Source organism: Undibacterium hunanense, from assembly GCF_014284335.1.
GTDB lineage: Bacteria > Pseudomonadota > Gammaproteobacteria > Burkholderiales > Burkholderiaceae_D > Undibacterium > Undibacterium hunanense.
On record NZ_JACOGF010000002.1, the window covers coordinates 156,394 to 180,714 of the forward strand.

A 24,321-nucleotide genomic window follows, 5' to 3' on the forward strand; every position below is an offset into this window, starting at 1 on the left:
CGATTTTGTACAAGTGATCAATTCAATACTGTCAAAGTCGGTATGCGGCGGACTAATGCCCGGCAAACCGAGAATTGTGACTATGTGTTAAATGGACGGCATTGTCAATTGCTTCATGCACGAATTTCCAGAGTCTGGCTTCCAATCCAGTTTTCACCGGGTGCCAGGTTGACAGGGCGCAATATGGTGGCCGCTTCCACGCACAGCATGCGTTGTTCGCCACCGGCTTCCATGTCGCTGATGTTGGCCGCACCGGTACCCGGGTTCCACACCACGGCGTCGGCAAAACCGGTGCTGCTGATGACGGTGGTCTGGTGCGGCTGGCGCAATTCCAGCTGCGCTGGTACGCCACCGTAGATGCGATCGGTTTCGGCATGTATATGCAGTGCCGCATCATTGTCGAGACAATGGTCCTTGCCGGTGACGGTATCGCGGTAATGCAGGCCGTGCAAACCGTGCAGGCTGACCTGGCGGATATCCCGCACAGCCAGATAAGTGTGCAGGGCACTGCAAAAACTGAAGTGCGTGTCGCCGGTATTTTGTATCTCCAGCGTCATTTGCAGGGCATTGCCGTGCAGGGTAAAACGCAGTGTCGTGCGGAATACATGTGGCCATATCGTCAGGCGCGCAATATTTTCCTTCAGTTCATACACGGCCTGGGCTGCACCGTTGTCAACAACGCTGGATTCCAGCAGACGCCATTCCGAGGTGCGGGCAAAACCATGCTTGGGCAAGGTACCCAGATTGGAAAACTGTGGAAACACCACCGGTACGCCACCGCGTATGGCAATCCCTTCCTTGAAGTCAGAACGCGTGCTCATGAACAACTGTTCAGACCCACACGCAGGTATCCATGAACACAAATGCGCGCCCTGGCTGGCAATTCTTGCTTTGGCACCATCTTTTGACTGCAGGTCGAGGAAATTCATTACGTCAGGCTTTCTGGTTGAATAGTGATAGCCTGAAGTTTAAAGGATTTTGCCAATTTGGCCTGGTCAGGCAGCATTTCTTTGTACATACTTGTGAGCCGCCGGCTTGCCCGGCTTTCAGGTAGTATGGCAGGCACAAAAAAACATCTACGAGACTACGTCTGCAACCATGCCTGTGACCATGCCAGTCAGCTATCTTGCCATCAAACATCTGCATATGACCTGTGCGGCCCTCAGTGGCAGCCTGTTTTTGTTACGCGGTATCTGGATGTTGCGTTCTTCGGCTATGTTGACGCGGCGCTGGGTCAAGGTACTGCCGCATGTGATTGATACGGTCTTGCTGGCCAGCGCATTGACCATGGTGTTCTGGAGCGGGCAATACCCGTTTCGCCAGGATTGGCTGACAGCCAAACTGCTGGCCCTGATCCTGTACATCGTACTTGGCAGTATCGCCCTGAAACGCGGCAAGACACCAGCCATACGGGCCGTGGCCTTGCTGGCTGCGCTGCTGGTGTTTGCGTATATTCTGAGCGTTGCGCTGACACGTCAGCCTATTCCCTTGTGAACGAGGAAAGAAATCCCACCATGACATACCGATTGCTGAACCTGGCTTTGGCTGCTGCCTTGCCACTGCTGTGCACATCCGCTACTGCCGCCAGTGACGAATTGAGTAGCCTGGCGCAAGAACTGCATCAGGGTAAAACCACGGCACAGACAGTGCTGGCAGCTTATCAGGCCAGGATACAGACCTATAACCCGGCGCTACAGGCTGTCATGACCATCAATCCGCAGGCGCAGGCTGATGCGGTGGCGGCGGATCAAGCGGGTCGGCACGGTAGTTTGTCCGGCCTGCCCATCTTGCTGAAAGATAATATCGATGCCAGGGGCATGGTGACGACGGCGGGTTCGCTGGCACTGGCAGATAACCTGGCGCAAAAAGATGCACCACTGGTGGCCAGACTGCGGGCCGCCGGAGCCATCATTGCAGGCAAGGCCAACTTGAGTGAATGGGCGAATTTGCGTTCCAGCCAGTCCAGCAGCGGCTGGAGTAGTGCCGGTGGCCAGACCCGTAACCCGTATGCGCCAGACAGCAGCCCTTGCGGATCGAGCTCTGGTTCGGGCGCGGCAGTGGCGGCACGTTTGATACCGGCGGCGATAGGGACTGAAACCGATGGTTCCATCGTCTGCCCGGCATCGGTGAATGGCCTGGTGGGCCTGAAACCCACCGTCGGGCTGGTCAGCCGTACCGGCATCGTGCCGCTCAGCCATAGCCAGGATACGGCGGGGCCAATGACGCTGACAGTGCGTGATGCCGCCATGTTGCTTAATGCCATGGCCGGCAGTGACGTGCATGACCCGGCGACCCGCCAGGCTGACCGTCGCCGCAGCAAGGACTACACGGCAGGGCTGAGAAAAACTGCATTACAGGGCGTGCGGCTGGGCATAGTACGCAAGATGGTCGATGGTTACGATGCCGAAACCCGCGCGCTGTTTGACCGCAGCCTGGCGCTACTGATTGCTGGCGGTGCCACCATCGTAGACCAGATAGACCTGCCCTACCTGGAAGAACTGGACAAGGATGAACTGACTGTTTTGCTGTATGAGTTCAAGGCCGACCTGAACACCTATCTGGCAAGCACACCAGCCGCAGTCAAGACCCGCAATATGGCGGACGTGATTGCCTTCAACAGGCAACATGCGGATACCGTCATGCCCTATTTTGGTCAGGAATTGATGGAGCAGGCGCAAGCCACACCGGGCCTGCAAGACGTTGCCTACCGCCAGGCCAGTGCCCGCATCAAATCAAGGGCAGGCAAGCAGGGGATTGATGCAGTGCTGAAAAAATACCGGCTGACGGCATTGATTGCCCCCACCACCGGCACTGCCTGGGCCATCGACTACAAAGCCGGTGATGTGGTTGTCGGTAGTGCCAGCACACCGGCGGCAATTGCCGGTTATCCACACCTGACTGTACCCATGGGTCTGGTGCGGGGTTTGCCGGTGGGCTTGTCCCTGTTCGCCGGGGCCTGGAGCGAAGCAAAACTGCTGAACATGGGCTATGCGTTTGAGCAGGCCAGACCGGCCTTACCGGCCCCGGCCTTGCTGCAGCCTCAATCCATGGCCAGATAGGTTAGCAAAATAAGTTAGCCAAATAAGTTACCATGCGGGCAGGGTGCTCACAGCCCGGCCCGTATCATGTCCGCAGCCTTTTCACCTATCATCATGGTGGGGGCATTGGTGTTGCCACCGATCAGGGTAGGCATGATGGAAGCATCCACTACCCGCAGGCCGCTCAGGCCATGCACGCGCAATTGCGGGTCGACCACGGCCATGTCATCCACCCCCATCTTGCAGGTGCCGACGGGGTGATACACGGTATCGCAAGTCTGGCGCAACACGGCACGGATGTCATCGTCGCTGTGTACATTGGCCGTCTGGAAGTCACTGCTGCGTGCCGCGACCAGCGCCGGGGCATTCATCAACTGGCGCGTCAGCTTGAAAGCCTTGACCATGTTTTCCAGATCGTCCGGATGTTCCAGGAAACGTGGATTGATCAGCGGGGTTGCCATGGAGTTGGCACTGGCCAGCGTTACTTCCCCCACGCTTTTCGGACGCAACAGACAGACATGGCAGGAATAGCCATGGCCCAGGTGCAGTTTGCGCGCATGGTCATCCAGCATGGCCAGTACAAAATGCAGTTGTATGTCAGGTGCTGACAGTGCCGGGTCCGTCTTCAGGAAGCCACCGCCTTCCGCCCCGTTGGAACTCAGTATGCCGCGCCGCTGTTGCTGATAACGCCGGAATTCTTTCACCATGCGCACGCTGCCGCCGGCAGAAATACCCAGCAGGTCCAGGCTTTTTGCGCGGTATTTGAATACGAAATCAGGATGGTCCTGCAAATTCTGACCAACACCAGGCAAGTCATGCACGACTTCGATGCCCAAGCCTTGTAATGCCTGTGCGTTGCCAATGCCGGACAGCATCAGCAATTGCGGAGTATGGAAGGCACCTGCTGCCAGCAGCACTTCGCGTCTGGCTTTCAGTGTCCTGGTTTGCCCGCCCTGGCGATATTCAACGCCGACAGCGCGCTTGCCTTCAAACAGGATGCGGGTCACATGGCAGCCGGTTTCCACCTGCAGGTTCTGGCGTTTACCCATGTGTGGATGCAGGTAAGCCCGTGCGGCGGTCCAACGTTCACCATTGTGCTGGGTGACCTGGTAAATACCTATACCTTCCTGGTCTTCGCCATTGAAATCGGTATTGATACGAAAACCGGCCTGGCGCGCGGCTTCCAGATAGATTTGCTGATACGGATTATCACTGCGCAATTCGCTGACATGCAGGGGGCCGGATTGCCCATGATACGGGCCGCCATGGGTTTCATTGTTTTCGGAACGCTTGAAGTAGGGCAGCACTTCCTCAAATGACCAGCCAGGGTTGCCCAGTGCGGCCCAGTGGTCGTAATCCTGTTTATGGCCACGGATGTACACCATCGCATTGATGCTGGAAGAACCACCCAGCATCTTGCCACGCGGTTGATAGCCACGGCGGCCGTTCAGACCAGGTTGCGGTACGGTTTCAAAAGCCCAGTTATTCAGTTTGGTCGGCAACATGGCGACCACGGCGGCCGGGGTATTCACCACCCAGCTATCGGCTTTGGCACCGGATTCCAGTATGGTGATGTGCAGGGATGGGTCTTCAGTCAGGCGTCCGGCAACGGCACAACCGCCCGAACCGCCGCCAACGACGATAAAATCAGTAGTAGTCATTTTGTCTCTCTTGTGTTTTTGCTGTCTTGCCGGAATCATCGTTCCGGTGTAATTTCAGATATTAAGCCTCTGTCTTCCAGAAAGTAAGGACAATTACTGCCATGTTGCGTGCTTATCCATGCTGAATCAGTATCCGCATCATCCACACCAGGCCAAACCCCTGGTATTGTCGGTGCAGGATGCGGTATTTCCGGTGCATCCGTTTTCGGGTGTACTGGCGATAGGGCGTGAGCGTGACTGGCAATTGAATGCCATGTTCCCGGCACTGGGGTTGGATGCAGAAGGTGCGCCGGCGGGTGACGTACGCATCAGCTACCGTCAGGCCAGGGAAAGTCTGTTGCAGGCACGACACCTGGGCGGTGCCGATCTGGGCATCTTGTCTGGTGCCCGTAAATCACTACCACAACTGGGAGCCATGGCCACGGGCATGCTGGCGCAGGAGACTTTGTACAAGGCCATGGAATTTGGTCTCGAATATCAGTTGATTGCCGGTGCCATGGTGCAACTGGTGCTGGAACCAGGTGCACAGTTCTCCGCGCTATCTGCGAGGCCGCTGTTTGATGATGTGGAACTACAGGATTTTCTGGATGCCGACCATCTGGCGACGGCCATCAATGCCAGCCGTGCCCTCTGCGGCAGGAACCCTGGCGGGCGCTTGCAACTGGAAAGGGTGGAATTGCGCGGCAACCGTCAGGCCAGCCGTTCTGTCGGGGAGGATTTTTTTGCCTGCCCGGTGATATATGGTGCCGATGTCAGCCGCATCATCGTCAGAAATAGCGTACTCGATACCTTGTTGCAAGAGCCTGATCCGGAACTGGCCGTCGCCACCAAACAAGTTTGCGATACCGAACTCGCGACAGTTGGCTTGAGCGGCAAGCAAAGCCTGTTGCATAAGCTGGTCAGCCTGCAGTGTGACTCTCGTAGCGTGCAGGAACTGGCGCAGGCGCTGGGCATCAGCCCCCGTTCATTGCACCGCTTGCTGGCGCGGGAAGGCTGTTCGTATTTCCAGATTGCCGAAAGCCTGCGCATGGAAAGAGCGAGACACTATCTGCGTCATACCAGCATGAGCCTGGATGAGATCGCCGGGCAATTGCAGTATTCTGACAGCCGCAGTTTTCGCCGGGCGTTCAAGCGTGCCAGCCAGTTGAGTCCCTCAGAATTTCGCAAACAGGCGCTGCTCTCTGCCTGAATGCATGTCAGCGGTAGGCATCAAATTCAAACCAGAAAGTCGTGCCTATATCCGGCGTGCTGTGAAAGCCGATTTGTCCGTGCATTTTTTCCAGCATGGCCTTGGTAATGGACAGCCCCAGCCCTGTTCCCCCTTTTTGCCTGGTGTTGGTGCCGTCGGCCTGGGTGAAAGGTTCAAACAGGTGTTCCTGAAATTCTGGCGCAATGCCGGTGCCACGGTCGCAGACTTCCACCCGGTAGCGTGGCCCGGCATTCATGATGTACAGGGATACCGCATCACCCTCGCGCGAGAACTTGGCGGCATTTGACATCAGATTGGCCATGACTTGCATCAGCCTGTCGTTGTCGGCCAGTACCCAGGCATGGGGTGGATGGCTTTCCAGTTTCAGGCTGACTTTCAGCGAGTTTGCATACGACATATTCGATTCGATGGCATTTTGTACCAGCATCACCAGATCCAGTGCTTCCGATTTGAAAATCATCTTGCCGCTGGCCAGTTTGTCCATGTCGAGTATGTCATTGACCAGGGTAATCAGGCGCTTGCTGTTATTGTGGGCGATGCGTATCAAGTGTTCAGCCTGTTGCGGCAAAACACCGCTGACGCCGGATTCCAGCAGGCTGAGTGATCCGCGTATCGAAGTCAGCGGCGTGCGTAGTTCATGGCTGACGACAGAAATGAATTCAGTCTTCAGGCGGTTCATGCGCAAGCGGTCGCTGATATCCATGGCAAAGGCGACCCAGTCACGCTCGGAATTTTCGAGGTGGCTGAGGCCAACCAGGATGGGCACGCCGTTGGCGTCGCCCTGCTGCAACATGATTTCGAAAGGCACGGTCGTGCCGGTCCGTATCAGGTCTTCGTAAGCCTGCTGGCAGATCTTGACATCTTGCTGCGACAGCAGGGTTTGCCAGACATTGTTGTGTGTCAGCAGATAGTCGCGGCTATAGCCGCTGAACTGGGTGAAGACATCATTGACATCCAGTATCTGCCCTGATTCATTGCCCTGAATGATGCCGATCAGGCTGGAATTCATCAGTCTTTGCAGGCGCTGCTCACTATTACGCAGGGCATCCAGCGTGGTTCTTTGTTCAGTGATGTCCTGTATCATCCACACGGCACCCTTGACATAGCCACCGGTCAGCAGGGCGCGCCCTGCAATACGGCCTATGAAGGGTTCACCGTTGTAGCGCCGCAAATGCCATTCCAGTTCAACCAGTTCATCTGCCTGTAAACCGGGGCTGACCTGCTCAATGAATTTTTCATAATCAGCCTGGCCCTGGTACAGGAAAGTGGTTTTCTTTCCTATCATGGCTTGCACATCGTGGAAGCGGCACAGTTCGGCCAGCGCCTTGTTGGCACGGACGATCACGCCGTCACTGACAAACATGATGCCGACCGGCACATTGGTAATCAGGATTTCCAGTTCTTTCGCCAATACCTTGTAGCGGTCCTTGCTGGATTTCAGCAGCTCCTGGTTTTGCTGGAGCATGTCTTCGGTCTGTTTGCGCTCGGTAATATCGATGTGGGTGCCGACCATGCGCAATGGCTGGCCACTGCTGTCCCATTCGACGATACTGCCCAGCGACATGATCCAGCGCCAGTCCCCCGCCTTGTTCTTTTGCCGGAACTCCGCATGGTAATCGCCCTTGCCCATGCCGCTGGCATGTGCCTTATAGGCTTTCTTGAGACCGCGCAAATCATCCGGGTGCACGCCTGCACCCCAGAAGTAATCCCAGAACAATTGAGGCGTGTCAAAATCATTCGGGCTGTAACCCAGCATTTGCAGGTATTCCGGACTGAAACTGCCTTCACCGGTTTGCAGATTGATATCGTACAGACCCTGGTTCGATGCCTTCATGACCAGGCGACGCTGGCGCTCGGCTGCCAGCAATCTTTGTTCAGTCAGCTTGCGTTCGGTATTGTCAGTCAGAAAACCGTGCCACAGTACACTGCCATCCGGCAACAGTTCTGGCGTGGCATCACCAACCACCCAGCGGTCTGGCTTGTCGGGGGAAATGATGCGGTATTCCTGATGCCAGACGCTGAGCTCGGTGTACGATTTGCGTATGGCGGCGATCATTTTCGGCAAATCGTCGGGATGGATGGTAAGCGCCAGGAAACTGGCATCTTCGCGCAACTGTTCCGCCTTGACACCAAAAAAAGTGGTGACAGCATCACTGGCATACGGGAAGCAGATACGGCCATCGGGATAACGCCGGTACTGATAAAACATGCCCGGCAGATGGCGCGAGAAATTCGACAGCAGGTGATGGCTGCGTCTCAGCATGTCCAGCTCCGCCTGATCAGGCGGAAGCATAGGTGGGGGAGACAGATCAGACATCCGGATTGATAATGATTAATAATGTGATTGATAATGCGCGCGATGGCAGGCTTAGCGGTACAGACTTAGTGATACAGGGCGGTGATTTCATCAAAAAAATCGTAGACCCCCTGCTCACTCATTTTGCGGGCATTCGACAATTCACCACCTTTGGACGCATACAGTACGCTATTGTCCGGCCTCAACAAGACCGCTGCCGGAATGCCCTTTTTGGTCGGCGTGCCATAGCTGTTGGACAGTTCCATGTTCTTGTCGAACTGGCCGACATTGACTTTGACTGTAACGAATTTGCTATCCAGCAACGGTGCACTTTTGCCATGCATGGATTTATCCAGCTCCAGGCAATCCTTGCACCAGTTGGCACCGAATATCACCAGTACTTTCTTGTCACTTTTCTTGGCTTCTGCCAGCGCTTTGGTGATGGCAGCCTTGGCATCAGCGTTTTCGTCGTAAGGCTGAGCCGGACCGGTAGCGGCATGGGCCATGCTCAAGCCAAAAACCAGGGTGCAAATCAGTGAAAACAGTTTTTTCATCATCCATCCTTTAAAAAGCATGTAAATCGCGTTACTGCAGATAAGACTATCTTAGCTTAAACCACAACATCTAGTCATTTCTTACAAGAATTAGCTGTATTTATACTGTATGCACATTCAGTTAAAGTGTGGATTTGGGATAAAATACGGCATTCTTACTTTGAGTAGCCAGTTTGAAAAAGATTATCCATTGCGACTGCGACTGTTTTTATGCAGCGATAGAGATGCGCGATGATCCGGCGCTGCGTGGAAAACCCCTGGCGGTGGGCGGCAAGCCCGACCAGCGCGGTGTTGTGGCGACCTGTAATTATGAAGCACGCCGCTATGGCATACGCTCGGCCATGCCGATGTCGCAAGCAGTAAGACGCTGCCCGGACCTGGTGATCATGCCGCCGACCATGGAAAAATACCGCATAGCCTCGCGCCAGATCCTGGCGATTTACCGCGACTACACCGATGCGGTGGAGCCACTGTCGCTGGATGAGGCTTATCTGGATGTCAGCCATTCCACCCAACACAAAGGCAGCGCCACGCTGATAGCGCAAGAGATACGGGCACGCATTGCCGACACGGTGGGCATTACTGCATCGGCAGGGGTGGCACCAAACAAATTCCTGGCCAAGATCGCCAGTGACTGGAACAAACCGGATGGCATGTTCGTCATTTTGCCCGATCAGGTAGAGGAATTTGTCGCCGCTTTGCCGGTGGCCCGCCTGTTTGGTGTCGGCAAGGTCACTGCAGCCAAACTGCATTCCATGGGCATCCATGAATGCCGCGACCTGCTGAAATGGTCTCTGCCTGACCTGATGCAGCATTTTGGCAAACTCGGAAACAATCTGTACCAGCTCTGCCGTGGCATAGACAGGCGCGAAGTATGTGCTTACTCGGAGCGTAAATCCGTGAGCGTGGAAGAAACCTATACCATCGATTTGCCCGACCTGGCTGCCTGCCAGGCAGAATTGCCAGCCCTGTTCAAGTCCCTGCAACAGCGCATGCAAAGGGCAGCAGCAGAAGACAGCATACAAAAGCTGTATGTCAAAATCCGTTTTTCGGATTTCCGCATCACCACGGTGGAATGCGGTGCCAGGGCGCTGGACCAGGATATGTATGCGCAACTGCTGGCGACGGGTTATTCCCGCCGCCAGTTACCGGTACGCCTGCTGGGCCTGGGGACAAGGCTGGCGGATGAAAAGACGGAGAGTCAGTTGAATCTGTTTGGTGGTGAATAGCCTTAGTGACAAGGACTTTCCTCATGGGAAAGTCCTTGTGCCATGGTTTGAAGGCTTATTTTGAAGGCTTATGTTGAAGACTTACTTGAAATCACCCGCAAAAACACGTACCAGCTTGTCATAGCCCAGATGGCGATTCATGGCGTCCTTGATGGTGGCGACGCTTAAGCCCTGGATTTTCTTTTCCACTTCAGCGTCAAACTGCATGTTACGGCCCAGATACAGGTTGGTGGTCAGTGTCGACGCGAGGGAATTGTCCTGGCTGCGGTCCAGTTGCATTTGCTGTAACAGGCTCTTCTTGCCGTCTTCCAGTTCGGCGGCGGTAAAGCCGTCTTTCAGGGCGCGGGTAATTTCTTCCCGTATGCCGGTTTCCAGCTTGACGCGGTTTTGTGGCGCATAGATAGCAGCGACCGAGAAGCTTGCGACTTCATCCAGGGACGAAGCATTGAAGTACGAGCCGCCGCCATAACTGACGCCGTCTTTTTGGCGTATGCGTTCCAGTATGCGCGAATTGAAGCTGCCGCCCAGCAAGTAATTACCCATCATCAGCGCCGGGTAATCTGCATGTTTGATGCCGACCGGTACCTGCATGCTGGCATAGAAGAAGGCATTTGCCTTGTCCGGTGTGATCAGTTGTTTTTCTTCGGCTTTGGTGGCGGAATAGGGTCTGGCCAGACGACTGAAATTTTGCTGTGCCTTCCAGTCGCCAAAGGCGGTTTGCAACCGGGTTTTGATGGCAGCCGCATCGAACTCGCCGACGATGGACAATTGCGCCTGAGTAGGCTGATTGACGCCGTAGAACTCTTTCCAGAATGCCTTGGCATCGGCAAGTTTGGCGGTTTTCAGGGCGGCAATCTGTTCATCAATGGAACGCTGGTAACGCGGGTCATCAGCTGGCCAGGTATTCAATGCTTTTTTGGCAGCGTCAACGGCAATCGCCTGCGGATCTTTGCGTGATTCTTCCAGCTGCGCCAGTTGCGCATTGATCAACTGGGTAAATTCGGTTTCGCTGAAGGCTGGTTGGCGCAGGGCATCATGCAACAGTTCCAGCACCCGTGGCAGGTTGTCGCGTATGGTTTCGACATTGATATAGACGGTCGAGGCGCTGCCGCTGATTTGCAGTTTGGCCCTGAGCTTGTCGAGTTCTTCAGTGAATTGCTGATGGCTGAGTTTTTCGGTACCACGATTCAGCATGGCTGCCGCCAGTTGACCGGCGCTGGCCTTGCCTTTCAGGCTGTTTTCATCGCCCATGTTCAGCATCATGGACAGCACCACGGTATTGCCACGTGTGGTTTTCGGCAGCAATGCATATTTCAGACCGTTGCTGAGTGCGCCGGTCTGGGTGCGCTTGTCGATATTGTCTGCGGTGGTGACAAAGTTTTCTGCCTGCGCCAGGGCTACGCCAGGTTTGAATTCCTTGATCTGTTCATCGACGGCGACTTTGGCGGGTGCCGGTACACGTTCCGGTTTTTCGCTGGGGATGAAACTGCCAGAGGTACGGTTGGTGGATTTCAGCCAGGTTGTGGCCACCCGTTGCACGTCATTCACCTTCAGTGCCTTGACGCGATCACGGAACAGGAAGAACAGGCGCCAGTCGCCGCTGGCGATGCTTTCTGACAAGGACACCCCCAGTTTTTCCGGGTCATTGAAGATTTGGGCAATGTCAGAATCCAGCTTGGCCTTGGCCCTTGCCAGTTCAGCTTCAGTCACCGGGGTCTTGTCGAAGCTTTCTATGGTGTCGAGCAAAATCTTTTTCGCTTCAGGGACATTCTGCTCGGTACGCATATTGGCACCCAGCAGCAGGAAGCCCGGTTCTTCCAGATTGGCTGCCCAGGGGAAGACATCGGCAGTTTTTTTGGTTTCCACCAGTGCCTTGTACAGCCGGCCATTTGGGGTATCGCCCAGTATCAGGGCCAGCGCTTCGGTTGCTGCGTAATCGGGATGCGCTGCCGGCACGGTATGGTACAGCGCCACGATGGCCTGTGAATCACCGACGCGGCGTACGGTTACGTCACGTTCGCCATCCTGTACCGGATCCAGGGTGTACGTGGTTTCTATCTGGCGTTTCGGCTTCGGGATTTTGCCGAAATGGGTACTGACCAGTTGCAGCGCCTGTTTGGCATCAAAGGCACCAGCGATGATGAGGGTGGAATTATCCGGCTGGTAATACTTGCGCCAGAAAGCCTGCAAGTGCGGGATATTGACGTTTTCGACGTCGGTACGGGCGCCGATGGTGTCCTTGCCATAGTTATGCCACTGGTGGGCGCTGGAAATGACGCGCTGTATCAGGGTGCCGACGGGCGAATTTTCATTTTTCTCCATCTCGTTGCGGACGACAGAAAATTCAGTCTTCAGATCGTCACCGGAAATCCGCGAATTCACCATGCGGTCTGCTTCCATGGAAATGGCCCAGGCCAGGGTTTCGGGCTTGGCGGCAAAGGTTTCATAGTAATTGGTGCGGTCCAGCGAGGTCGTGCCATTGAATTGCACACCGCGCTGCGCCAGTTCTTCCCACAGGCGGGGGTGTGATTTGCTGCCCTTGAACATCAGGTGTTCCAGCAAGTGCGCCATGCCTGTTTCGCCATAGTTTTCATGACGTGAGCCGACGCGGTAAGTAATATTCACGGTCGTGGTTGGCTTGCTGGCATCCGGTACCAGCAATACCCGCATGCCGTTGGCAAGCTGGTATTCATCTATGCCTTCGACCTGACGTATCAGTTTCAAACCCGCTGGCAAAGCGGTTTTGGCCGCTGGCGCTGGCTGGTCTGCCGCCATTGTGGCGGGCGACATGGCGGCGCAGGCCAGGGCGATGGACAGGCTAAGCGTAGTAAGCTGGAGACGGCTTGATTTCATAAGCGACCTTCATATGTCATGTGTATGGGAAAACCTGACCCTGCTCTGCGATAGCAGATACCGGTATGACAGAACAGATAGGGGCTGGTTCAAAAAATGAAATACTTGCAAAGCAATTAATTTTGGCCAGCATATAGCAGAGGGTGCAATTTCTACAAGGGTAGAAAAATGTTGATAGCGCAAATAAAGCCAGGCAGTTATTGATCCTGAGTTCGAAGAATCTCAATTTTACTTAGCTTACTCAGTAGGTTTTTAAATAAAGTTATCAAGACAGTGGCAACATCGGTGGCATCATTTTTCATTTAATAGAAGAAATATATCGCGACTGAAAATATAAATTCTTTTCAACAGAAAGCCTCATCGATTAGTTTTGCAACCGTCACAGGTCAACATAAATCATTGCCTTAGCGGCATCTTTGCTAGCAAGCCAAAATCACAGCCACAAATAACGAATATGAGAATAAAAGAGATATCCCGCAAATGAAAGATGTTAAAAATGTTAAGAGTTAAATTTGTTTATTCGCCACGAATTGCCACCGCAATTTCATGTAAGCGTCTCAGTAAGAAATACCAAATTGCAGGAACAATACCGAATGCCAATAGAAGCAAAGCTACGGTGTAAGATTCGTAAATGTCTTTTCTGTTGTTTTCTGCATAGTTTGCTTTGTCTGCTTGCAATAGTTCATCTTGCGTCGGAGTGGTTTTTAATTTATTTATAGAACCTGCATTGCTAGATAGATTTCCCACATTGCACCATGAATCTGCCCCGAAAAAAGGGCGAATTGCAGATATTGTTGTGCTTCGGCTAGAGCCAGCGTCTCCTTCCAACAAAAAAGTGCGCCCATTCACGTCAAATATTTTATAAGTCGCCTTCAATTCGCCTTGCCCGCGAAGCCATCTAAATGCAATAGCCTTTTCTTCAGCACTGATTGTCGCCCTCATCGGGGAGAAACTCCAATTAGCATTAGACGATTGAGTATTTGCTGGAAAACCTTCGCTAAAAAGAAGGTTATTGCGGATTACAGACCAAATTTCATCGAGACGCATGCCTATTGGAAAAGCAAATTCCCCAATTTTTGGCACAACGATTGTCTGAGTGATTTGACCTGATTGACCAACAAGTTCAAGTGAGGCCATATTTCGCTCAGTTTCCTTATAGCAGGCAGTTACAGCATTGGACAGTCTGCTATTTAGGCTACTAGAATCTATATATCCCCTTGCTGCCGCGATAGTGGCCAGTCCACCGAACAGCAAAAAAAATCGAGAGGCAAATGACGTAGGAAGCTTAATGATTTTCTCTGATACAAGCTCAGTTGCTACGGCATTGAATTGTTTGTTTGAGTCAAGTACATTTTTCCCCGGATTGTACTGTTGAATCAACGTATAACAAAAAAGGATCCCAAGACCATTTGTGCAAATTAATGGCCCCCATACCCAAATTATCTGACTTTTGCCTAGTAGCTTGACTATTTTTGATAATTCATTAAAGACAAGTAAGTAAGACGTCAAGCCTACCAAAGCCGTAATAATAAAAAATAGCATTGATAATCTAAGAATATTCTCAAATTGCAAGCGCGGAAAGATAGAGTCAAATAAAAATGGAAGAATAACAAATGAAAACAATATTACGGCGGACCAGCAAAAAGCCGAAAAGAACTTTTTCATTTTTCTAAAGTGCACAGTCAAAACTTGCTCTAAAGTTCCCATATTTGAAATGCTATCTTAATTTTCTTGTTACATCACTTCTGGTGATATCCGCGTTATACCCAGATATTGAGCCAGAACTATGAGTTCGAAACCATTCATTTTCAGCATAGATACAAGATGTGACGCTTTGATGTATGCGCCGCCATGCAGATGAATTGGCACAAAGCTCCAACGACGATGTAGCGGCCACTATTTGCTTATTGAACGATTGAAATTTCTCACTCCAATTGTAGAAAAACGCGCTTGGTCTAACTTGCGGTATCTCTGGAAGGGCGGCGGTGTCGATATCGCATAGTTAATTGTAAGTTCTTTCGCTGTCCCGACATGCTGAAATAGAACTCTGGTGAAAAGTAGCATTCCTCACGTAATAGAAAAGTACACTTCCGCTCTTTTGAGTATTTTTATGTGATCAATGATATTTTCAAACAAATATTAGAAATATTACTCGTGTTTTGATCTTGTGTTAGAGAAAAAACTTTAGTTAACTCATAACTGTTTTCGTTTGAGGCTACTGAAGTCGCTGTCAGTATCGGAGTATTTGAATAACTAAACGTAGAGGAAAATTTCCTATTGAATTTGTTGACGTACCACCACCTTAATCTTGGGACATATTTTTTACGGAAAACGTTGAATTGGCGAAATTTCTTCTTACGTTCATCATTCAAGGGATAAGAGTAAAAAGCGACATTCTTACAGGCGCAGATCGCTAACTCCCGCAGAGAGCTTATGTGCGGTAGCAAAACAATAAATATCAAAAGCATATATTTATTGGAAATATATAACTCTTTGAAATGTCGGGAGGGGAGAGGATTTGGCGCGCCAGACACGAATCGAACGTGCGACCCCAGCCTTCGGAGGGCTGTACTCTATCCAACTGAGCTACTGGCGCGTGGGGTATGCTGTTTCGAACTCACTAAACATGACTATGAGTTCTGGTAATGCAAGGGCAACATTCTAACCTAAATTGGCCTTTACCTCTCGTCCCAAACCAAGGAATTTGTCGTTAAACGGGCTGGAATTTCTGTATTCTTGGCTAAGTACTCCTGCTTTTCATTCCAAATAGGTCGCTTTCGCACTATAATTCCAAGCTTTGGCAGTTGCTCGCGCAAGCGGCATGCCTGCATTCTGGATTTATTTTCAGCATCTAATTTATTTGCAACGAGGAAACCATGAGCGACGCGCACGACGAACACGAATCAGCGATCAAGACCCCTAAGCAACTTATCGTTGCTATCCTCGCTGGTTTCCTGGTCCCCATTATCGCCATTGTCTTGCTGGTACAGTTTGTATCCAATGACAAGAAAGTCGGCGCTGGTTCTTCTGCACTGACACCGGAAGCAATTGCAGCACGTATCAGCCCGGTTGCTGATCAGGGTTTTACCTTCAAGGATGTCAATGCACCGAAGACCCTGCAATCTGGCGAGACCGTGTATAAAACTATCTGCGCGGCCTGCCATGATGCTGGCGCTGCCGGTTCTCCAAAATTTGGTGATGCTGGCGCGTGGGGTCCACGTCTTGCCCAGGGTTACGACAAATTGCTTGCCAATGCCATCGCAGGTATTCGCGGCATGCCGGCCAAAGGCGGCAATCCTGATCTGGACGATGTAGAAGTCGCCCGCGCCGTGGTTCATATGGCCAATGCAGGCGGTGCCAAGTTCAAGGAACCGGAAGTCAAGGCAGCTGCGCCAGCTGCTGCAGCAGCAGAAGCTTCAGCCAAGTAATTCCCCTACCAGTATTTCTGGTGTCTTAACAAAAACCCCGGCTTGCCGGGGTTTTTGCTTTTCAGCTTTGAATTTAGTTTTCAATTCAGCTTCATTTTAGTTTTCAGTTTCCTTCCCGGGTCTTCCAAAATTTTATTTCTGACAATCAATTTGTATCCTTAATATTTTAAGTGCACAAACCTGGTGCGTCATTTTCTAAGCAAAAAAGCACTATCTGTCGTTTTCATCTCGCATCATCGCGATACTGCTTAATTGTAAAAGAGGTAATTTTTCAGAGATGTAACGGTAGAAAGACTGTGTTACAAATTAGTTAAAATTATTTTCGTTTTTTCGGAACTTTCATCCTAATCTGTAGACATATGTAGGCGCAATGTTTCAAGAAAACATGCCGAATTAATCGAGTGTTGTTTTTTCGTCGTTTGTACAATTCCAAGATTGACAGCAGATTCTCCAGAGTGGTTTCATTCAAGGGTTAAATTTTTGAAAGAATTTTATTCAAAAATTACTCAAGAATGGAAGGATTTTTCCATTTTAATTTGGTAATTTTGCTTATCCGCAAAATTTATCTGGTTGTCATAGATTTGTTGGTAATGTACAAACAACGGAGCACAAAGTGATTAAAGAAAAAACCATTTCAAGATCAGTACGACTGATCTGTTCTAGCGGCCTGGTGCTGAGCATGGGTGTGTTGGCACCAACAGCTTTCGCACAAGAAGGCGTTCAAAAGGTAGAAATTACCGGTTCCAGTATCAAGCGTACTGAAACAGAAGGTGTTTCAACGACCCAGATACTGAGCCGTAAAGACATCGAGCAAACAGGCAAGACTTCCATCGCTGACGTAGTACGCAGTATCTCTGCGGATAACAACGGCAGTATCAGTGGCTCGTTCACCAACGGTTTCGCCGGTAGTGCGTCCGGTGTGTCCCTGCGCGGTCTGAGCGTTAGTTCCACTCTGGTGTTGATCAACGGTCGTCGCACGGCACCTTACGGTTTCGGTGATGATGGTCAACGCAGCTTCGTTGACTTGAACTCCATCCCACTGGATGCGGTTGAGCGCATCGAGATCCTGAAAGACGGCGCTTCCGCGATTTATGGTTCCGACGCGATTGCCGGTGTGGTCAACATCATTCTGCGTCAAAATTATGTAGGTCAATCGGTTGCTGCGAGTATTGGCCAGTCTTCCCGTGGCGATGGCCGCGTTTCCAGCGCTTCGGCATCGATCGGTTTCGGTAATCTGCAAACCGAAAAATACAATGTGTTCATGACCATTGATGCCAAGAAACAAGAAAAAATCTGGCAAAAAGACCGTGACGATTACATCGGCCAGGCTGATGCCCGCCCATGGGGTGGTCGTGATCAGCGCGCTGGTTTCATCACTTCCGGTAATGCCGGTGGCAGCAATATGCTGGGTACAGTGCGCCCTGTGAGTGCTACAGGCGGCACCATTGCTGGACGTGGCATACAGCAATTGCCAGGTACTTGTGATGCCAAAAACCTGGATCCAGTGGGTGGTACATCGCTGGATAACGGTGGCGGCGGTTGTATGTTTGACCCAGTGAAATACCAGACCATTCAGCCAGAAACACAAAACCTGAACCTCTATACACGCGGTACTTTCGCGATCAATGACGTGACCACGGCCTATGCAGAGCTCGGCTTGTTCAACAGCAAGGCAAAAACCCAGACCACTCCTTCCGGCCTGACCGGCGCTGGTTTCGATCTGGTGAATGCACGTGTCAACAACACTGGTACAGGACCTGACCAGTTGCTGCTGCCTATCGGCCATCCGGATAATCCGTACACCGACGCGCGCGCTCGCCCACGCTGGATTGATGCAGCTCGTCCACGTACTGCTGATCTGGAAACAACGGTGACCCGTTTCCTGGCAGGCGTAAAAGGTACGTTCGCTGAGTGGGATTACGATACCGGCTTCCTGTATGCCGAAAGCAAAACAGACAAGACACAAAATGGCTACTATCGCCAGTCTGCCTTGAAAACTGCGATCAATAACGGTACTTTCCGCATTGGTCAAGGCCGCGTCAACACACCTGAAGTGCTGGCACTGGTGTCGCCAACACTGGTTAACTCTGGCGTGACGAAGAGTACATCCGTGGATTTCAAAGCCACACGTGAGCTGATGCAGTTGCCAGGTGGCGCTATGGGTATTGCGGTTGGTGCAGAATATCGCAAGGAAGAAACCAACAGCGATCCTACGCCTTACACCAACACCAATGACATCGCTGGTCTGGGCTATTCCGCTGCCAAAGGTTCACGCAACGTCAGCGCGATCTATACAGAGCTGGCTATCCCTGTGCTGAAATCCCTGGAATTCCAGCTGGCTGCCCGTTCAGACAAATACTCTGACTATGGTCGTTCAACAACACCAAAAGCTGGCTTCAAGTACACCCCAACCAATACCATCGCTTTCCGCGGTACGTATGCTGAAGGTTTCCGTGCTCCTAGCGCGGCAGAGAATGGTGACAGTGCTGTAGCTGCATTTACCAACATCGCCAGCGATCCTATCCGCTGTGCAGTGACCAAACTGGCTGCAGATTGCTCTTCGCAACAAGTTGGTGCTATTACCGTTGGCAACAAAAACATCAAGCCTGAAACGTCCAAGAGCTATAGCCTTGGTCTGGTTGTAGAACCGGTCAAGAACTTCAGTATCTCTCTGGACTGGTGGAAAATTGTTCGTGACGGCGAAATCAGCGGTTCCGACCCTGGTGCGATTGTTGCCAACCCAGGCAACTACCCAGATGCGCAAATCGTTCGTGGTGAAGCAACAACCAACTTCCCTACCCTGGCTGGTCCTATCCTGATGGTGAAAGCACCTTACCTGAACGCCGGTAAGACACAAACTTCCGGTCTGGATCTGGACATGCGTACCAAGTTTGACCTGGGCAGCAATGGCAAGTTGAATGCTGGTGTGGTCATTACGTACATGAATGAATTCAGAAGAACGGATGCCGACGGTACAGTGCATGAATTTGCAGGTACACACGGTGACGTGAATCTGTCTGGTGACGGTGGCACACCACGCACTAAAGCCAGTTTCACTCTGGGTTGGGAACGTGGTCCATGGACACTGTCCGGTAACGTCAACTATGTTTCCAGCATCAGCGACACCAATGAAATCGGTGGCGACTGCCTGGACGTAGATGCGAATGGCAAGCCTTACCTCGGTTGCCGCGTTGCTTCATTCACGACCATGGATGTATTTGGTAAATGGAAAATGTCGAAAAATCTGGAATTCACGGCATCAATCACCAATCTGTTCGACAAGATGGCTCCACTTGATGTCCAGACTTATGGCCGCATCAACTACAACCCATCCCTGCATCAGTCCGGCGCAGTTGGCCGTTACTTCAATGTGGGCGGACGTTACACATTCTGATAAGGATGTAGACGGCAGATATTTGTAAAAATCCCACCTCTTTTGCCGGCAGGCGTGGCAGCAAGGGGTGGCTTAAAGCAAAGTATGGTTGTCAATGAAATAAAAAACCGCAAGCTTGCTTGCGGTTTTTTTTGACTATAGCCTGTCGAAAACAATAAGTGCCTGTTCGATAGTGTCAAAAAATTAACTGCGCCAGACTGTTGCTTTAACTCATGAGCTTTGTCTCTTTAAAGATACAGAAAAGTATATGGAAGAAAATATATTAACAATATTGCCGCGCCTCATTTTCATAAAATTTGCATAAATTTACATCACAGTGAAGTTGGTAAAGATTGTGCTAATTACAATGTCAATACTTGAAGCCTGAATCTGCTCAAAAAAAGACAAAAGAAATTCTCGAATTTTTGTCCATCCAATAGCCCCCTGCTGGCAATAAAATTTTGTCCTGAGTCTCTGCAAGTGAATTTAATCGAACAAAGTTGCCGCCAGTTATAAGATTAGAAAATATCGGCAAGAAAAAATAAAAAAAATATTACTTTGTTTTGTATTTTTATATCGACCGATCCCACCTCCAAAACCGGCTCCGCAGCCGTAAAAATCCGTCTTGACACTCCGTTTGTCCAATGGTTCCATGCAATATGAGTATTTTTTGACAGAAAAATTTACATTTGTAACTTCAAAATCCGGGCGGAATGATGGCTGTATTTTTCATCCAGATTATTGCAATTATATAAATTTCTTAGAGAGATATTTCTATTACGTTTCCACCATTATTTGCATAGAACATGTATTTTCAGGCACTGGACAGAGCAATAAATGCCGCCAGATCACCTGGGAATAAAAAGAAGTTAATCAAATAATGGCAGCAATAAAGAGGGAGTTGTGCGAAATTGGTGAGTTGAAGGATATTTCGTACCGCGTTTCGTCGATACAAAATACTTAGGAAAAAAACACATGTCTAAAAATAGTCTGGTATTTAAAAAGACACTGGTTGCCCGCGCGCTGATCCTGGCGTTTGGTGCTGGTGTAATGACAGTCGGTATCAACCCGGTTGTCATGGCGCAATCAAATACAACTGGTACGATCTCGGGTACGGTCGCTGTCAAGGCGAACACCAGCATTTCCATCGTCGGTGTGGATAATGGTGTGAAACGTAGTATTACGCCGGATGCATCTGGTACTTTCCGTGCGACTTCTGTCCCGGTCGGTAACTACAAGGTATCCTTGCTGGAAGGCACATCAGTCGTTGGCGTACAGGACCTCGAAGTCCGTATCGGCCAGGACAGTGAAGCGACCTTCGGTACGCAAGTGGTACAGATTACCCAGCGCGCCAGGGCGATCGACGTCAAGACTTCCAACTCCGGCACCTCTTTCACCGCCAAGGAACTGGCCGTGCTGCCGATTGCTCCTGCTGTGAGCAATATCGTGCAACTGGCTGGTGGTACGACACGTGGCGATAGCCGCTACGGTAATAACGCTGCCAGCTTCGGTGGTTCCAGCTCTTCCGAAAATGCCGCTTATATCAACGGTTTTCCGGTCACCAGCAGTCTGTACCAGATTGGTTATTCTTCCCTGCCTTTCGGTTCCATTTCTGAAGCACAGGTGATTACCGGTGGTTACGGTGCTGAATTCGGTCGCTCTACCGGTGGTGTTATCAACATCACGACCAAGAGCGGTACCAATAACTGGGAAGCCGGTGCGGGCTTTACCTATGCACCAAATTCTCTGCGTGCGACAGCGAAAAACATCTTGTACCCGAATACCGGCGCGGCTGCCAACAAAGGCACTGACGGCACGATCTGGAACTACAAGGCTGGCGACGTCTTCACTGAAAAAGTTTATAACGCCTATATCAGCGGTCCTATCATCAAGGACAAGCTGTTCATGTATATCGGCGCTGAACTGAACCAGACCGAGCGTCAGACCGCCCGTCTGGCTTCCAGCAACACCACCAACAATAAACTGGGCTGGCTGGATGAAAAATCCGAATTGCCACGTTATATCGCCAAATTTGACTGGAATATTACTGACGATCACCGTCTGGAATACACCCACATCGGTGATGAATCCAAGGTCGATGACAAATACTTCGGGTTTGATTATGCGACCAAGCAACGCGGCTTCACCCAATACGGCGGTGCAGTATTCAAGAACTATGCATCTGGCGTACTGGGTCTGAATGCGAATGGTGCAGCTCTGGCGGCAGCGCAGGGTTCGGATGTCGATATCCTGAAATACACGGGTTACATCACAAACGATTTGACGTTGACGGCCTTGGTTGGTCAGGCAAAAACCGAACGTAAACAAGATCCGTTTGGCTATGTCCCTGGCCTGCGTCCTATCACGGCGGCGGAAGCCAACCGTGTACCTGGCATTAACTACACACCAACTGATCCACAGGGTTTCACTTCGGCCTTGTTGCGTGACGGTGCCAACGATACCAACAAGGGCTATCGCCTGGATATCGAGTACAAGCTGAACAAGGAACACACGCTTCGCGCCGGTCTGGATTACAACAAGATTACTGCGGTGGCTGGTACGGTGGCTGCCGGTGGTGGTCAATGGATCTATCTGCGTGCGACTAATCCGAACGCGGTCTTGTCTGGTCATAACATCTCCCCGGCAGCGGGTGGCGGCTATGGTAAAGACGGTTACTACGTACAGGAAAACATTGTTTCCGGTGGTTCCACACCTTCCGTCAAACAATCGGCACAGTACATTGAAGATCGCTATCAGGTGACCAAAGATGTATTGCTGACTTTCGGTCTGCGCAACGAATCCTTCTCCAACATGAACGGTAAGGGCGATGTTTTCGTTGAACAGAAGAGCATGATTGCACCACGTTTTTCTGCTGCATGGGACGTGAACGGTGATGGTTCTCTGAAAGTCTTCGGTACTGCCGGTCGTTATCACCTGCAATTGCCTGCCAATCTGGCCGTGCGTTTTGCTGGCGTGTCCATCAACACTGACAAGTTCTATACCTATACCGGCGTTGATCCAAAAACTGGCGCACCTACCGGTTTGAATGCGATCAGTAACACTGTCTCTGCCAATAATGAATTCGGTAAAGAGCTGACTCCCAATGAGCTGGCCGCCGTCAATCTGAAGGCCCACTATCAGGATGAAATCAATATCGGTTTCGAAAAGGCGCTGACACCAGACTTTAATGGCGGTATCAAATTTACTTATCGCAAATTGAAAAACACGATTGATGATTATTCCGATATTCGTCCTTTGTTGAAAAAACTGTCTGGTGCTGAACGCGCTTATCTGGAAGATGCAGGCTGGCATGGTGCCCTGTTCAATCCAGGCCAGGACAATACTTTCATCGTGCCTATCAATGCCACTGGTGGTCAGCGTGCTATCACCATCACAGCGGCAGAAGCAGGTTTCCCGGAATCGGCGAAACGTACATACACGGCATTGGAATTCATGCTGGAACATCCGCTGCGTAGCAGCTGGTATGGTAAGTTCAACTACACCTGGTCACGCAGTGAAGGTAATCAGGAAGGTCAGACCAAATCGGATAACGGTCAGTCTGACGTAGGTTTCAGCTCCTTGTGGGATTTCCCTGAAGCCATGATCAACGGCAGTGGTTTGTTGCCAAATGATCGTACGCACCAGTTCAAGGCCTATGGCCTGTATGAAATCACACCAGAATTTGCTGTTGGTGGGAATGTCCTGGTTGCTTCTGGTCGTCCGAAATCACTGACTTGCAACATTCCTTCTGCCATGGATCAGGAAGGTCTGGGTCTGTTCCAGTACGGTTCCATTTTCTATCTGTGCCCAGCCAGCACCGGTATCGCAAATGGTCGTGGTGCCATGGGTAAACTGCCATGGGACAAACGCCTGGATTTGAACTTCATGTACAAACCACGTCAGGTCAAAGGCCTGTTGCTCAAGGTTGATGTACTGAATGTATTCAATGCCCAGGTTGCTGATCGTATCGATGAAGGCTACAACACCAGCCGTGCCGGTGATGCCGTCAGCCCGACCGCAGGTCAGGAAACATCGTACACAGCGCCACGTTCTGTCCGTCTGTCTGTTCAGTACAATCACAAGTTCTGATTGTAATTTGAGCCCGCTGTAAAAAAGAAATCCCCTGCCAGCAAAAGCTGACAGGGGATTTTGCATTTTTCAGTAAAAGAGCAATCGTCTACAGGGGTAAAACCAGCCATTTTCAGACATGATGTTGTTGTGCATTTGCGACAAAAACGGGTTTCAGAATCTCTGCTCTAGTGTGCTCTACAGCAATGAATTCTGTGTATTTTTGTGCTGCAAGACCGGTGCAGGTCGATTTGGATATGAATGCAAATGAGCGCAGCGTTGGCTATTTTCGGTCTTTTTAAAAACGCACTTTTTAATAACATTTTTTATCAAGAAGATTCCGTTTTGGTTATGTAAAAATTCTGTCACAAATGAAATGAACTAAATTAAATAGATTTATACGCAAACGATGCTAAATCGCCACAGATTTTATTGCGAAAATTCCAGTTTTTGATCAAAGAAAATTCACCTGTGTATTCCATTACAAATGGAAACAATCAAAGCTTCCCTCGCGGAAGGTCAGTCTTGACAGCAAACATCCCAAATGGTTCCATGAAAAAAGATGTTTTTTGATGAAAAAATTTACATAAGCAAAAATAAAAAAACAAATG

Annotated in this window: 13 protein-coding genes and 1 tRNA gene; 7 read left to right on the forward strand and 7 right to left on the reverse strand. The window is 50.9% G+C overall.

Annotated elements, in window-relative coordinates:
* Positions 1-113: 113 nt before the first annotated feature.
* Positions 114-929: a D-hexose-6-phosphate mutarotase gene (locus tag H8L32_RS03890; RefSeq protein WP_186945873.1), complete on the reverse strand. Its 816-nt coding sequence runs from the start codon at positions 927-929 to the stop codon at positions 114-116.
* Positions 930-1,098: 169 nt separating this feature from the next.
* Between H8L32_RS03890 and H8L32_RS03895 the strand changes: the two genes are divergently transcribed.
* Positions 1,099-1,494 (forward strand): SirB2 family protein, encoded by a 396-nt coding sequence (locus H8L32_RS03895; RefSeq protein WP_230412047.1) that lies wholly within the window; start codon positions 1,099-1,101, stop codon positions 1,492-1,494.
* Between the two features lie 20 nt (positions 1,495-1,514).
* Positions 1,515-3,059 carry an amidase gene (locus H8L32_RS03900; protein ID WP_186945874.1) on the forward strand — a complete coding sequence of 515 codons (1,545 nt, stop codon included), beginning with the start codon at positions 1,515-1,517 and terminating at the stop codon, positions 3,057-3,059.
* Between the two features lie 47 nt (positions 3,060-3,106).
* Here H8L32_RS03900 and H8L32_RS03905 read toward each other — a convergent pair whose 3' ends face one another.
* The gene (locus tag H8L32_RS03905) at positions 3,107-4,699 is read right to left on the reverse strand and encodes a GMC family oxidoreductase (protein ID WP_186945875.1); all 1,593 of its coding nucleotides are present in this window, start codon (positions 4,697-4,699) and stop codon (positions 3,107-3,109) included.
* Between the two features lie 118 nt (positions 4,700-4,817).
* Here H8L32_RS03905 and H8L32_RS03910 point away from each other — a divergent pair, with 118 nt between their 5' ends.
* Positions 4,818-5,888, forward strand: coding sequence for an AraC family transcriptional regulator (locus tag H8L32_RS03910; protein ID WP_186945876.1), 1,071 nt, complete (start codon positions 4,818-4,820; stop codon positions 5,886-5,888).
* A 7-nt stretch (positions 5,889-5,895) separates the two neighbouring features.
* Here the strand turns inward: H8L32_RS03910 and H8L32_RS03915 are convergent, their stop codons facing one another.
* On the reverse strand, positions 5,896-8,172 hold the full coding sequence (locus tag H8L32_RS03915) for a PAS domain-containing sensor histidine kinase (protein ID WP_186945877.1): 2,277 nt from the start codon (positions 8,170-8,172) through the stop codon (positions 5,896-5,898).
* A gap of 119 nt (positions 8,173-8,291) precedes the next feature.
* On the reverse strand, positions 8,292-8,759 hold the full coding sequence (locus tag H8L32_RS03920) for a thioredoxin family protein (RefSeq protein WP_230412048.1): 468 nt from the start codon (positions 8,757-8,759) through the stop codon (positions 8,292-8,294).
* Between the two features lie 173 nt (positions 8,760-8,932).
* On the opposite strand from H8L32_RS03920, the gene dinB reads away from it, so the two are divergent.
* Positions 8,933-9,988: a DNA polymerase IV gene (gene dinB, locus H8L32_RS03925; RefSeq protein ID WP_186945878.1), complete on the forward strand. Its 1,056-nt coding sequence runs from the start codon at positions 8,933-8,935 to the stop codon at positions 9,986-9,988.
* A gap of 81 nt (positions 9,989-10,069) precedes the next feature.
* On the opposite strand, the gene H8L32_RS03930 is transcribed toward dinB, so the two are convergent.
* From H8L32_RS03930 to H8L32_RS03940, 3 genes are all read right to left on the reverse strand, one after another.
* A complete protein-coding gene (locus H8L32_RS03930) occupies positions 10,070-12,841 on the reverse strand; it encodes a M16 family metallopeptidase (protein ID WP_186945879.1) in 2,772 nt (923 codons plus the stop codon).
* 516 nt (positions 12,842-13,357) lie between these two features.
* Positions 13,358-14,548 carry a hypothetical protein gene (locus tag H8L32_RS03935; protein ID WP_186945880.1) on the reverse strand — a complete coding sequence of 397 codons (1,191 nt, stop codon included), beginning with the start codon at positions 14,546-14,548 and terminating at the stop codon, positions 13,358-13,360.
* An 812-nt stretch (positions 14,549-15,360) separates the two neighbouring features.
* Positions 15,361-15,437: transfer RNA gene (locus H8L32_RS03940), tRNA-Arg, on the reverse strand.
* A gap of 280 nt (positions 15,438-15,717) precedes the next feature.
* Between H8L32_RS03940 and H8L32_RS03945 the strand changes: the two genes are divergently transcribed.
* The 3 genes from H8L32_RS03945 to H8L32_RS03955 all read left to right on the forward strand — a co-directional run bounded on the left by H8L32_RS03945 (position 15,718) and on the right by H8L32_RS03955 (position 23,731).
* Complete coding sequence (locus H8L32_RS03945) at positions 15,718-16,269, forward strand: c-type cytochrome (protein ID WP_186945881.1); 552 nt, start codon at positions 15,718-15,720, stop codon at positions 16,267-16,269.
* A gap of 613 nt (positions 16,270-16,882) precedes the next feature.
* On the forward strand, positions 16,883-19,663 hold the full coding sequence (locus H8L32_RS03950; protein WP_329605153.1) for a TonB-dependent receptor: 2,781 nt from the start codon (positions 16,883-16,885) through the stop codon (positions 19,661-19,663).
* A gap of 954 nt (positions 19,664-20,617) precedes the next feature.
* Positions 20,618-23,731, forward strand: coding sequence for a TonB-dependent receptor (locus H8L32_RS03955; RefSeq protein ID WP_186945882.1), 3,114 nt, complete (start codon positions 20,618-20,620; stop codon positions 23,729-23,731).
* Positions 23,732-24,321: the final 590 nt, after the last annotated feature.